Origin of the sequence: Microcoleus sp. Z1_B2, from assembly GCF_036700325.1 — a bacterium.
Classification (GTDB): domain Bacteria; phylum Cyanobacteriota; class Cyanobacteriia; order Cyanobacteriales; family Microcoleaceae; genus Microcoleus.
In genome coordinates this window covers 81,239-95,043 of sequence record NZ_JAUBOQ010000022.1, presented here as the reverse complement: position 1 = coordinate 95,043, position 13,805 = coordinate 81,239, and the positions used below count along the sequence as shown (strand labels likewise).

The 13,805-nt window shown below is 49.5% G+C and carries 5 protein-coding genes; 2 read left to right on the top strand and 3 right to left on the bottom strand.

What is annotated here, in order from left to right:
* Window positions 1–162 precede the first annotated feature (162 nt).
* Window positions 163–1,167, top strand: a complete 1,005-nt coding sequence (gene pheS, locus QT984_RS15055; RefSeq protein WP_333052935.1) for a phenylalanine--tRNA ligase subunit alpha — start codon at window positions 163–165, stop codon at window positions 1,165–1,167.
* A gap of 226 nt (window positions 1,168–1,393) precedes the next feature.
* On the opposite strand, the gene QT984_RS15050 is transcribed toward pheS, so the two are convergent.
* Window positions 1,394–1,840 carry a hypothetical protein gene (locus QT984_RS15050; protein ID WP_333212871.1) on the bottom strand — a complete coding sequence of 149 codons (447 nt, stop codon included), beginning with the start codon at window positions 1,838–1,840 and terminating at the stop codon, window positions 1,394–1,396.
* A 929-nt stretch (window positions 1,841–2,769) separates the two neighbouring features.
* The gene (locus QT984_RS15045; protein ID WP_333052933.1) at window positions 2,770–6,294 is read right to left on the bottom strand and encodes a response regulator; all 3,525 of its coding nucleotides are present in this window, start codon (window positions 6,292–6,294) and stop codon (window positions 2,770–2,772) included.
* A 1,719-nt stretch (window positions 6,295–8,013) separates the two neighbouring features.
* Between QT984_RS15045 and QT984_RS15040 the strand changes: the two genes are divergently transcribed.
* Window positions 8,014–8,637 carry a GNAT family N-acetyltransferase gene (locus tag QT984_RS15040; protein WP_333052932.1) on the top strand — a complete coding sequence of 208 codons (624 nt, stop codon included), beginning with the start codon at window positions 8,014–8,016 and terminating at the stop codon, window positions 8,635–8,637.
* Window positions 8,638–9,245: 608 nt separating this feature from the next.
* Here the strand turns inward: QT984_RS15040 and QT984_RS15035 are convergent.
* Window positions 9,246–13,805: Ig-like domain-containing protein (locus tag QT984_RS15035; RefSeq protein ID WP_445305857.1), on the bottom strand; the 4,560-nt coding region annotated here is incomplete at its 5' end.

The following is a 13,805-nucleotide window of genomic DNA, read 5'->3' as shown; positions in this document are numbered from 1 at the left end:
AAAATTGCGCTAAACCCAACTTGGCCCAAAACAGCCATCAATCTAAAATCTCAAATCTAAAATCTAAAATCAACAAGGCTGTCGAGCCAAAATTGCGCTAAACTCAACTTGGCCCAAAACAGCCATCAATCTAAAATCTAAAATCTAAAATCTAAAATCAAAATGACTGTCCAGCTAAGCGACATTGAAACTCAACTAGAAACCCTCGGCCAAGAGTCCAAAAGTGCGATCGCCAGTGCCAATACCCTCGAACAACTCGAACAGTTGCGCCTCGGCTACCTCGGCAAAAAAGGCCAACTCTCTCAAATTTTAGGCATGATGGGCAAACTGTCGCCAGACCAGCGGCCCAAAGTAGGGGCGATCGCCAATACAGTCAAAGAAGCCCTGCAAGCAGATTTAGAAGACAAACGCGCCGCCCTCCAAACCGCCCAAATCCAAGCCAAATTAGCCTCAGAAACCATCGATGTCACCATGCCGGGGATTTTTCGCCCCCAAGGCCGCGTTCACCCCTTAAACGCCGTCATAGACCGCGCTCTGGATATCTTTGTCGGCCTGGGATACACCGTCGCCAACGGCCCGGAAATGGAAACAGATTATTACAACTTCGAGGCGCTGAACACCCCGCCAGACCACCCAGCGCGGGATATGCAAGATACATTTTACCTACCAGGCGGCGACTTACTGCGGACTCAGACATCATCAGTGCAAATTCGCTACATGGAACAGCACAAACCGCCGATTCGGATTGTCTCTCCCGGCCGCGTTTACCGCCGCGATACTGTTGATGCTACTCACGCAGCAGTCTTCCACCAAATTGAGCTTTTAGCAATTGGTGAAGGTCTGACATTTACTGACTTGAAAGGCACGATTAAAGAGTTTTTGCGACAAATGTTCGGACAAGATTTGCCGATTCGTTTTCGCACGAGTTACTTTCCTTTTACCGAACCTTCTGCCGAAGTAGATTTGCAGTGGAACGGCAAATGGCTGGAAGTTTTGGGCTGCGGAACCGTCGATCCTAATGTTCTTAAAGGAGTCGGTTTAGATCCCGAAAAATATACTGGGTTTGCGGCCGGTTTTGGTGTCGAGCGGTTCGCAATGGTACTTTATGAAATCGACGATATTCGCCGGGTTTATGCTAGCGATTTGCGCTTTTTGCGGCAATTTTAAAGAAGGGCTTGGGGTCGCTTACACGAGCCGTCTAGAGGTCTTGGTCAATGTACATCAATCTTTCAGTTTCAAGTAAGTAAGTAAGTAAGTACAAATAAACATTACTTGGGAGAGGGCGGGTTCTGCAACGATGACTCGCCCTTACTGTAGATAAGCCCTAAAGCCGCCCCTACAAGCCCCTGCAAGATATTATTGTTTTTTTGCGCTTACCTACTTAATTTATTGTCTACTTGCTAAAAACATCCTTGATGCCGTCAACAGCGCGCTCTACAGCATTCTTGGTATTATCTACTGCTTCCTGAGTCCGAGCTGAATCTTCCGATGCTCTTTTCTCAATTGTGGCCGCATCTTTCTTAGCTTTGCGCTCTACGACACTACCATCCTCCGATGCTCGATCGACTTTAGCAGCATTTGTCTTGGCAGCTTCCTTAACCTTCTCTTCTGTATCTCGGATGAAGTTCTTGGCTCGTCCAGCATCTTTGCTAGCTTTTTCTTGAACCGCATCGCCCGCATCTGCTGCTGCGATCGAGTTTACAGCAGGAGAAGCCATTGCTGCGGTGTTGGAGAAGAACGCACCAGACCAAACGAAGGCCATCGCTGACACGCAAAGGACTGTTGTAGCCATCAAGCGCCCTAAAGTCGAAAGCCGTTTCGTAAAATAATTCAGTTTCATAGAATACAAAAGGAGATGTGACCTTCTATTTTTACTCGATTTGAGCGATCGGCGGAACCGTTCTCTAGATAGAGGTTATCCACCGATGAGCTGTTAAAAAAGTTCCCTCTTTTGATAGATTCAAGCCAGGAAAGTCAGTCAATTTTAGATTTTAGATTTTAGATTTTAGATTTTAGAGTTGACTCCCCAGTCGCCCTTGGGAATCTTGAACTTTGGTGAGTCGATTGTAGATTTTAGATTTTAGATTTAACAATTAATATCAAATCTGTTAGCATCGGGATTATTCATCTATCTCTTCTCTGCATCAGCGTGAATCAGCGTCAATTAATTGTCATCTGCGGTTAAGCAATTTTCTTGTTTTTACCGCAGATACAGGCAGATTAACACAGATTAACGCAGATGAATTATATCAATTCCGGTTGCAGCTTCGGAATAGTAAATTAGAGTTGACTGTTCACGGCGTCAACAGTCAACCGTCAACAGTCAACATCATTACGGTGTTACCGGAAATGATATAAGTAGGTGCGACAGTCAAGCTATCATCAATCGGGCGATTATTGTCATAAAATATCGCTTCTAAGGAATGATATCGTTTCCGGTTGTATCGGAATGATTTAACCGCAGAGGGCGCAGAGAACGCAGAGGGAGAGAATACAGAGAGGAATAATTCCGATGCTACCGGATTTGATATGAGAATTAAATAACTTCCACTCTTGAAAGTGGGATGGGCGTCCCGCCCGTCCAAAAAGGACGCCCATCCCACAATAACAATTAAAATTGTAAGTTATTTAATTCGCGCTCCAAATGAGCGTTTCACGGAGTGATAATCGCTTTGGGCTACATACATATTTGGCCACTCATCTACTTATTTAGGAATAGGTTTTTCCCGAAATTGTGCGTGGGATATCAACATATAATACTTATAATGACTAATCACAATTTAGTAAAAAAGTCAATACAGTTTCATCAATTCCCTTTAGTTTCAAAGGCTTATATTTAACAATGCGATTTTCCTCCACATAATCTGCAACCGCCGCCGAAATTAGCACCGTGTTTGGTTCCGTCACCTCTTGCAAGCGGGCGGCAATATTCACGCTCGGCCCGATCGCAGTATAATCCGATCGATCGGGGCCGCCAAACATCCCCACCACCGCAGTACCCTGGTGAATTCCGCAGCGAAACCGCACCGGAGGGACGCCATTTTCCCCAACAATTCCCTGCTCCAACCAGCCCTTGTTAAGCTCCTTGAGAGCTCCCAGCATTTGCCCCGCAGCAGCCACAGCGCGGCGTACTTGCTCATTAGGCGTTAATTCCTCCGGCGCGCCAAAGAAAGCCATTACCGCATCTCCAACAAACTTGTCCACCGTACCGCCACTGTCAAAAATAGCCTTAGTCATTGCCGCCAAATATTCATTTAACAGCTCAGCTACCCGGCGCGATCGCAGCGTATTTGCCATTTGAGTAAAACCGACAATATCGCTAAACAAAATAGTAATCAATCGCGGTTCCGGGCGCAAATCCAAGGCCAAATCTCCAGCCGCTGCGGCCTTCACCATCGCCGGCGGCAAAAATCGGCGCAGCACCGACTCAGTTAAATAACTGTTCAACTGCTGCACTCGCCGCTCGTTTTGTTTGAGGGCGATCAAATTCCGCACTTCCGCCAACAATTCTCGATCGTTAAAAGGCTTGGACAAATAAGCATCCGCACCCCGTTCTACTCCTTCAATTCGAGTATCTTCGTCGGCTTTAGCAGTCAGCAAAATTGCCGGAGTTCCCTGCAATTCCTCATCTTCTCGAATCATCTTAATCAAATCCAAGCCCGAAATCAAAGGCATCATCAAATCCGTTATAATTAAATTAGGGCGACGTTTTTTAGCCACGGCAAATCCTTCTTCTCCGTTGCGGGCGAGCAAAACTGCAAAGCCGGCATCTCGGAGAATTGCTGACACATAAAAGCGCAAATCTGGATTGTCGTCCACCACCAAAACCGTTCCCACTGCTGTTTCCGATCGGACAGGTTGGAGCGACTCAAAGTTATGATTTTCAGCCTCATTTTCTGATAAATCCGCCTCCACATCGGCCAGTTCCACCGCAGCTTTCGATGAGTGAAACTCCGCAGGTATTTCTAGTACCTGTTCCGGGGGCAAGTGCGTCGAACCAAAGTGCAGCCAAACGGTAAAAGTAGTACCTTCGCCGTAAACTGACTCAACTGAAATTTGACCGCCGTGGAGTTCGACTAATTCTTTGACAAGTGCCAAACCTAAACCGCTGCCTTCGTAGGAACGACTAGCTGAACCTTCGGCTTGGTGAAATCGCTCGAATAAATAGGGAATTTGTTCGGTGCGAATGCCGATACCCGTGTCTTTTACTTGCAACAAACAGTGAGCGCCGGCAGATTCAACTTTCAGGGTGATAGTTCCGCCTTCTGGGGTGAATTTAACAGCATTTGATAGCAGGTTGTAAATAACTTTGTCAAATCTTTCCAAGTCCAAATAAAGTAAAGGACATTCTTGCAGTTGGGTAATTAAGTGCAGTCCTTTTTTCTCGCAGTAGGCGCGGAACGACTCTGCGGTAGAGTAACAGAAACCGACCAAATCGCAGGGGCGAAAACTCGGCTGCATCCGTCCGGCATCTAGCCGCTGCAAGTCCAGCAGTTGATTTACCAAGCGCAGGAGGCGGCGGGAATTACGCAAAGCGATTACGGCTTGTTCGTAGGGTAAGTCTTCTTTACGCCTGCAAGCTGATTCCAGAGGGCCGATAGTTAGAGTTAGAGGCGTGCGGAACTCGTGGGAGATATTTTGGAAAAATTCGGTTTTGAGCCGATCGGCTTCCAGAAGCCGTTCTGCCTGCTGTCTGGTAGTCTGGTAGAGGCGCGACTGCTGCACGGCTAGAGCAGCTTGAGTTGCGACTATTTGGGCCAGGTCAATATCTGAGATGTTCCAGCGGCGGATGCTGTGATTTTGGCGCAGCGAAATGCTGCCGATGATTTTGCCTTCTGAGAGCAAGGGAACGACTAACAGGGCGCGGGCTGGCGATCGAACTTGCAGTTCTGTAACATTTAATTCGGGGTGTTCGTCGAGGTCTTCGATCGCCACCGGCTCTTTTGATACCATAACTTGCAACAACAGCGGATTGCCCCGAATCGGCACCAAAGACTGTGGCAAAGAAGGATGGGCAAAAACCCAGGCGCGAGTGTTAGCAGCAGCATCACCAGAATCCGTCTCGTAGCCCAGAGGGTTCGCAACTAGCTCTGGATTATCAAGAAAACCCTGTTCTACAGCCACGGTATCCCTATCTGTGTCGTATAGCCCCACGCATTGGACGTATTCATCATCTTCTGTCCACAGAGATAGGGCGCAGCCGTCAACTTGCAAAGCTTGGCCGAGTTGTTGAGTAATGGCTGCAAAAATATTTTGGGGATCGAGACTCGATCGAATTGCCGTAGTAATAGTATTGACTAAGGCCTCGCGCTTGGCCAGCGCCCGCACCTGTTCGTAAGCCCGGGCTTGAGAAAGCGCCAAAGCCGCTTGGTCTGCCACCGTAATTACCAACTGTACCTCGTGGTCTTGCCACTGGCGCGGTTCCTCAAACTGATGCAGCGCCAAGACTGCCATCAGTTCGATTTTGTAAAATAGCGGTACGATCAAGCTGGATCGAATATTCGCAGCTTCGTAAGCCTGCTTTCGCTGTGGATTATCCCAGTTTAAAACTCGATCGTCAGTTTGGGCATCTTGAATCACCTCCACATCCAGAGTTTCCCAAACCAAATCCGGCAGCAAATCCGGGGAGAGTTCGGCAGCAGAAGCATCACCGGGCGTGACTTCCTCATCGCCCCCCACACCTTTAGTTTCTGCCTTCTGGTAAACGAACCACTCATCGGCCACCCGGCCGTCTTGGAACGGCCGCAGCAGACAGCAACTCACCTCAAACATCTGCCCGACAGTTTCCACAATTCTTTGCAGCATTTGCTGGTAATTGGGAGCCGATCGGATAGTATTGGTAACGGCATAAAGCAGCGATTCTTGGCTCAAAGCACGGCGCAGTTCATTGGTGCGCGTTTTCAGAAGATTGTGAGTCTCAACAGCTTGACTAACAAGATTGATCAGCTCTTGAGCATCCCAAGGCTTGGTAACGTATTTGAATACTTTGCCAGCGTTAATAGCTTCTACTAAATCTTCAACATCCGTATAGCCAGTTAAAATAATCCGGATCACGTCGGGGTATTGAGCCGCCGTCAGGCTGAGAAACTCCGTACCGCTCATTTTTGGCATTCGCTGGTCAGAGATAATCACTGCTACTTCTCCCTCTTTTGCCAAAATTTCGAGAGCAGCGGGGCCAGATTCGGCTCTGAGCACTTTATAGTCTCGATGGAAGGTGCGGTAAAGCAAGTCGAGGTTATCCGGTTCGTCATCGACTATCAGAATTTTTAGCTTAGGATTTTCTTGGGAATTCATGCACCGTTCTCCTGTGCCCCGGGGCTGTTCGATTTAATAAGTCTGATTAAAGGAAGAATTCGCCGATTTAAATTGCTGAAGTCATACCATTTTCGATTCTCGACCTTCGATTTTCGATTGCGAATGACTCCTGACATAAGGATTGGGAGTTTGCCTAGGTCGCCATTATTTTGGGAAAATGGTATCACAATAATTCGTGAATATGAATTTGTTGTAAGTATGCCGAGGCAAGCATCAACCTTGATTTTTGATGTCTGGGTTTTCAATTCGGAATTCTTCTGAGCCACAGTTATCTGTCGTGCACCCCAATTTTATTATTCAACGATCTTCACATAAACTCGTCTCCCGATAAATTTCTTTCACCCCTTACCTTGAGGCCGCCGGAGATCAAACACAAATCTGGCCATTTTAACTGCCGTCTGGATATCTCAGAATACAGAGGAATAACCGTCTTGATTGTGAGTTGATTAGCCAAATTTATGTTTGCTCCTGCCTCCTGGGAATATTTTATTTGGTATGTGAAAGCTGCCTGCAGCAAAATACTATAGACAACCAACATCTTCGCCTGTGTTTTTTCCCACAAGTAATAGCAACTTTAACAGTCAGCCAAGGATAGCGACCACCATCGGGCCCTGAACCCCTGACTGATATTCGGGGGTGGCCCACAGACCACAGAGGTGTCTGTGGGAGTGACGCAATTGCTGTACCATTTTAGTTAGACTTGCACTTTTTTCCCCGATATCGGCATTTTTTGTGCGTCCTGCAGGCCAACGCCCAAGCTAATTACTGCGGCGAAACACCGCAAGTTTGAGCATCCATCTGTTAATCTTAGCTAGGGATGTACTCTGTGGAAACCGATCGGTCGATTTTAGATTTTAGATTTTAGATTTTAGATTTACTCCACAGATGAATCGGGGAGCTTGAACTAGGGTCTAAAATTTTGATCTCTCCACGACGAGTGTCGGTGGCTTGTATCTGTTTTTGGGCAGGGTCAATCAGCTCGATCGAGGTTTTGAAGGTCTCGCGCGCAGCAGAGTATCGAACCGACGGGGAAAACCCCTGCAGACTGTTTCCAGGCATCCAAATTTAAATTGGACGTTGGAAAAGTACCAAGTAGCTCAACAGGTAAGGCCGGTTCGATTGGGGACGGGCGATGGATAGCCCAGAACTGCTGAAAGCTGGGGTGCCAGGCCGGGGGGCGGCGGGGAACATCCGACGCGCCAGCGATCCCAGTGTTAGTATGGTCAGTCGTTGAGTTTTTCAACTACCGCTTGACGGATAAATTATATTCGATCGGGTATTTCAATAAGCAGAGAGCGGTAGGATTTCGGGAACCTGACGTTAAAACCTTTGTGATTGTTTTTAATACCTTGCCCGCTAAGCTGTCGCGCATTTAATTTGTAAGCTACCGTTTACTTAAACTCTTGTGATGCCGGCAGAAAGCCAGGGATCGAGCTTCAATTTAAAGGCAAAATAGCTGATCCACAAATCTACTATTAGGGGATGAGTTTTATTTTTTCATAACTAGAGTATTAAATGCTAAAAATTTTCCATTTACCTCAAATGCTACTTAAAGTCCATCGCCAAAAAATGTAATTTAATCTGGCAAATAAACTATGCCTATAAGTTACGTTATAAGAGCAGTATAACATCAGTGAATTTTCTAAGAGGGTAGCTTAGAAACCCGCGTAAAAAAAATTAATATAGTGGCCTGGCATTGTGAATCCTTCATTTTTTTCCTCACCATCTCACCAACAACAAACTCCCGGACTTTCTGGTTTTTCGATCCGAGTCGCTGCGCCCAACGACTTAACGCAGCTAGCGGATATTTTAGCCATGAGCTTTCACTCCCGCGAGGGGTTTGTAGAATGGGTGTATCCAGTGTTGCGTTTGGGCATTTACGAAGATTTAAAAAATCGACTGCGTTCTAAAGCAGAACATTACATTTGTCTGGTTGCTGAGCTAGTCTCGCGCGAGGAGGGAACGCAGAATTATAGGGCGCACCGAGATCAGCGCATAACAGGAACAGTAGAAATGGCTCTGCGTTCTCGCTTCCCTTGGCAAATCCCTAGTTCTGACTATCCTTATTTGTCGAATTTAGCCGTTCACCCGGAGTACCGGCGGCAGGGAGTTGCTCAACAATTGCTCAGCAACTGCGAGGAGACAGCCAAAGAATGGGGATTTTCTGAGATTTACCTCCACGTTCTGGAAAATAATCACGCGGCGCGACAGTTATACTATCAGGCCGGCTATCGCTTGCAACAGGTGGATTGGAATTGGACTGGTTGGCTGTTGGGCCAGCCGCGCCGCCTGTTTTTACGCAAGCAGATTCCGCTATCCTAAGCTAAGTATTTGAATTGATTATGGAGAATTGGAGCTTCGCCAAGAAAAAGGAAAAAATAGCTATCCGTGTATCTTTTACTTCCAAATTGTGAATCAATGGAATGGCAATGGGGAATTAGTGATAAATTTTAGTTGGCTCTTAAGCCCGATCGCGCAACACAATAAAATTAGGAATGAGAATTAAATAACTTCCACTCTTGAAAGTGGGATGGGCCTAAGAGCCCGTCCTTTTTGGACGGGCTCTTAGGCCCATCCCACAACAGTCATGAAAAGTGGATTTTATTTAATTCTCATCCCTTATCGGCCTGTATCAGCGGTAAAAAAAGAGAATTTCTTCACCGCAGATGACAATAGATTCACGCCGATAAAAATAAGAGATTTATGAATAATCCCCAGGCTAACCGATTTGATGTTATACCAAATCAGGCTTGAATACACATTTATTTTTTAGCATTTTAGAGAGGGACAAAAGGCAACTGTAAGAGCGATGTCAAGGGCCGATCGCTACAAAGTTTCTAACCCGGATTGAGTATTGTGAGGAACGCCACAGAAGTTCTAATCTGCTGTGGCGTTTTGTTCGCCAGAACAGGAGACTTTCGCCGCCAATTCTAGAGCTCAGAGAGATTTGGTAGGAAATCCGAGGAGCCGATCGCCCCGTTAACCCCAACCAGATTTGCTAGAACCCGATCGGTTCCTGCTACTAGCAGCAACGTACCGTTCGGAGTGGCGCTAAATTGCAACTGCTGGAAACTCAGGCCGTCGGTCAAAACCAACTTATCGACGCCTACCTCGAAGTTAATCACAGTATCAATGCCGCCATCAGCACTCAACACATATCGATCGCTCCCCATACCTCCAATTAAAGTATCCTCGCCCAAGTCGCCAAACAGCCAGTCATCTCCAGATCCCCCATTGAGAATGTCGTTATCTTTACCACCAATCAGAGTATCGCTGCCAGCATCTCCGTTGATAGTATCTTGGCCTTCATTACCGTAGAGCAAGTCATCGCCGTCACCGCCGTTGACGCAGTCTTGCTGGCCGTTTGCCCGCACCGAGACACCCCGGTTATCAGCACGATCGCCATAGATAGTATCGTTGCCCTCGCCACCGCAGAGTTCATCGCTGCCGTCACCGCCGTAAATCGAGTCGTCACCTTGATCTCCGTGTATGAGGTCGTTAGCTTTACCGCCGTAAATCAAATCGTTGTCTTCACCGCCACTGATGGTATCGTCACCCTCATCGCCGAACAGCACATCAGCACCGAGGCCACCAAAGAGCAAGTCTTGGCCGCCAGCATCTTGAGCTCGACTTCGAGCACCACCGTACATGGTGTCGTCGCCACTGTCGCCAACCAGCGTATCAGAGCCAAGTTCGCCCCAAATCAGGTCATGATCTTTGCCACCCCAAACACAATCATTGCCTTTACCTGCTTGCACCGTATCATTACCATGGCCGCCGCCGATGATGTCATTGCCACTGCCACCAAAGAGCAAGTCTTGTTCCCCGATATCCCCGATGGACTGGGAACTGCCACTGTCACCGAGCAAAGTATCGGCTCCTTCGCCACCGTAGAGAGTATCGGAGCCTAATTGACCGTAGATCAGGTCATTGCCTTTACCTCCGTAAGCGCGATCGTTATCTTTGCCTGCAACCAGGGTATCGTCGTCTTGTTGGCCGTGGAGGAAGTCGTCACCGAAGCCTCCGTAAAGCAAGTCGCGTCCCTGGGAGTCGCTGGCCCTTTGGTCGCGGATTCCCCCAAACAAGCTGTCGGAGCCGATGCCACCAAACAACGTATCGGAGCCGAGTTCGCCCCAAATCAGGTCATTTTCTTTACCTCCAAGGGCAATATCGTCACCTTTGCCGGTATGGATGGTATCGTCGCCCTCGTTGCCGTTAATGAGGTCTGCACCCTCGCCTCCGAAGATCAAATCGCGAGCATCGTCAGGACTCTGGGAGTTGTTCTCCCCGGTGTCTCCGAGAATCGTATCGGCACCTCGATCTCCAAACAGAGTGTCCGAGCCTAAGTCGCCGGCAATCCAGTCGTTCTGTTTGCCTGCAAATACGATATCGTTGCCCTCGTCTCCGTAAACAATATCGGTGTCAATGCCCCCAAAAATCGTGTCATTGCCTTCGTTGCCGTAAATTTCGTCCGCGCCGTCTTCACTTAAAAGCAGGTCATTACCTTCAAAACCGACAATTTTTTGGTTGCCTTTGGTGTCTACGATCAAGTCATCGCCGTCGGTTCCTTTGGTGGTTTGTCCCTCGGAAAATTGTGAAATAGGCCGGACAAATCCAACTGCAGGTGGTGGCGGCGGGGGCGCAAAGTTAATTCCCGGTTTTTCAATAATGGGCTGACACAAACAGTCGGTATCTGTTTCCCCGATCGGATTTGAGACGATCGGCGTGGGGGGCGTTGGTGTGGGAGTGGGCCCATCCGCCCCCAAGATAGCGACAAAAGTAGCGGGAGCGGGACTGATGGCACCGCTGTTGTCTGTGGCGCTATAGGTGAAAGTGGCTCCTGTAAAGTTGCCTGTGGCTTGCAAAAATAGTTGCTGTAACTGTTCTGGCGTCAGGACTTGACCTAGTGTGACGGGTACACCCCCGTTGGCTGGATCTCCTAAAAACAGGACTGCTTGGTCTGGTGAGGGCAGGCTGTTGATGGTGTAAGAGACGATCGACCCGTCGGGGTCACTTCCTCCCAATCCTGTGACTAACTGGCTGGTGTTGGGCGCGAGGCGGGAGTTGGCATTGTTGGCTAAGGGCGGTTGGTTGTCAGTTGGAAGTATGGCCGCGACAGTAGCGACAGCGGGACTGGATGCGCCGCTGTTGTCTGTGGCGCTATAGGTGAAAGTGGCTCCTGTAAAGTTGCCTGTGGCTTGCAAAAATAGTTGCTGTAACTGTTCTGGCGTCAGGACTTGACCGGGTGTGACTGGTACGCCCCCGTTGGCTGGATCTCCTAAAAACAGGACTGCTTGGTCTGCAGGAGGCAGGCTGTTGATGGTGTAAGAGACGATCGACCCGTCGGGGTCACTTCCTCCCAATCCTGTGACTAACTGGCTGCTGTTGGGGCCGAGGCGGGAGTTGGCATTGTTGGCAACTGGCGGTTGGTTGTCAGTTGGAGTTGGAGTTGTGGGAGTTGTGGGAGTTGGCACTATCAGTCCATCCACAGTAGCCGTAGCAGGGGGACTGATAGCACCCCTGTTGTCTGTGGCGCTGTAGGTGAAATTGGTTCCTGTAAAGTTGCCCGTTGTGAAGAAAAATAATTGCTGCAACTGTTGAGGAGTCAGGACTTGGCCGGGTGTCACTGGTACGCCACCGTTGGCTGGATCTCCTAAAAACAGGACGGCTTGGTCTGCTGGGGGCAGGCTGTTGATGGTGTAAGAGACGATCGACCCGTCGGGGTCACTTCCTCCCAATCCTGTGACTAACCTGCTGCTGTTGGGCCCAAGGCGGGAGTTGGTATTGTTGGCCAATGGCGGTTGGTTGTCAGTTGGAGTTGGAGTTGGAGTTGTTGGAGTCGGTGTGGGATTTGTTGGAGTTGGAGTCGGTGTGGGATTGGGGGAAACCGGCCGCAAGATAGCCGCGACAGTAGCGACAGCGGGACTGGTGGCGCCCCTGTTGTCTGTGGCGCTGTAGGTGAAATTTGCTCCTGTAAAGTTGCCTGTTGTGGAGAAAAATAGTTGCTGTAACTGTTCTGGCGTCAGGACTTGACCGGGTGTGACTGGTACGCCCCCGTTGGCTGGATCTCCTAAAAACAGGACTGCTTGGTCTGGTGAGGGCAGGCTGTTGATGGTGTAAGAGGCGATCGACCCGTCGGGGTCACTTCCTCCCAATCCTGTGACTAACTGGCTGCTGTTGGGCGCGAGGCGGGAGTTGGCATTGTTGGCTAAGGGCGGTTGGTTGTCAGTTGGAAGTATGGCCGCGACAGTAGCGGTAGCGGGACTGGTGGCGCCGCTGTTGTCTGTGGCGCTGTAGGTGAAATTTGCTCCTGTAAAGTTGCCCGTAGCTTGGAAAAATAGTTGCTGCAACTGTGCTGGAGTCAGGACTTGGCCGGGTGTCACTGGTACGCCACCGTTGGCTGGATCTCCTAAAAACAGGACTGCTTGGTCTGCAGGAGGCAGGCTGTTGATGGTGTAAGAGGCGATCGACCCGTCGGGGTCACTTCCTCCCAATCCTGTGACTAACTGGCTGCTGTTGGGCGCGAGGCGGGAGTTGGCATTGTTGGCTAATGGCGGTTGGTTGTTAGTTGGAGTTGGAGTCGGTGTGGGAGTTTGCCCATCCGGCCGCAAGATAGCCGCGACAGTAGCGACAGCGGGACTGGTGGCGCCCCTGTTGTCTGTGGCGCTGTAGGTGAAATTTGCTCCTGTAAAGTTGCCTGTTGTGGAGAAAAATAGTTGCTGTAACTGTGCTGGAGTCAGGACTTGACCGGGTGTCACTGGTACGCCACCGTTAGCTGGATCTCCTAAAAACAGGACTGCTTGGTCTGCAGGAGGCAGGCTGTTGATGGTGTAAGAGGCGATCGACCCGTCGGGGTCGCTTCCTCCCAATCCTGTGACTAACTGGCTGCTGTTGGGCGCGAGGCGGGAGTTGGCATTGTTGGCTAAGGGCGGTTGGTTGTCAGTTGGAAGTATGGCCGCGACAGTAGCGGTAGCGGGACTGGTGGCGCCGCTGTTGTCTGTGGCGCTGTAGGTGAAATTTGCTCCTGTAAAGTTGCCCGTGGCTTGGAAAAATAGTTGCTGCAACTGTGCTGGCGTCAGGACTTGGCCGGGTGTCACTGGTACGCCACCGTTGGCGGGATCTCCTAAAAACAGGACTGCTTGGTCTGCTGGGGGCAGGCTGTTGATGGTGTAAGAGGCGATCGACCCGTCGGGGTCACTTCCTCCCAATCCTGTGACTAACTGGCTGCTGTTGGGCGCGAGGCGGGAGTTGGCATTGTTGGCTAAGGGCGGCTGGTTGTTAGTTGGAGTTGGAGTTGGACTTGTAGTCGGTGTGGGAGTTGGAGTTGGACTTGTAGTTGGTGTGGGAGTTGGAGTTGGACTTGTAGTCGGTGTGGGAGTTGGACTTGTAGTTGGTGTGGGAGTTGGTGTTGGACTTGTAGTCGGTGTGGGAGTTGGACTTGTAGTCGGTGTGGGAGTTGGAGTTGGACTTGTAGTCGGTGTGGGAGTCGG

Bases quoted from the DNA above. Each gene is read 5' to 3' on its own strand.
- pheS (WP_333052935.1), top strand. From the start codon at position 163: ATGACTGTCCAGCTAAGCGACATTGAAACTCAACTAGAAACCCTCGGC.
- QT984_RS15050 (WP_333212871.1), bottom strand. From the start codon at position 1,840: ATGAAACTGAATTATTTTACGAAACGGCTTTCGACTTTAGGGCGCTTG.
- QT984_RS15045 (WP_333052933.1), bottom strand. From the start codon at position 6,294: ATGAATTCCCAAGAAAATCCTAAGCTAAAAATTCTGATAGTCGATGAC.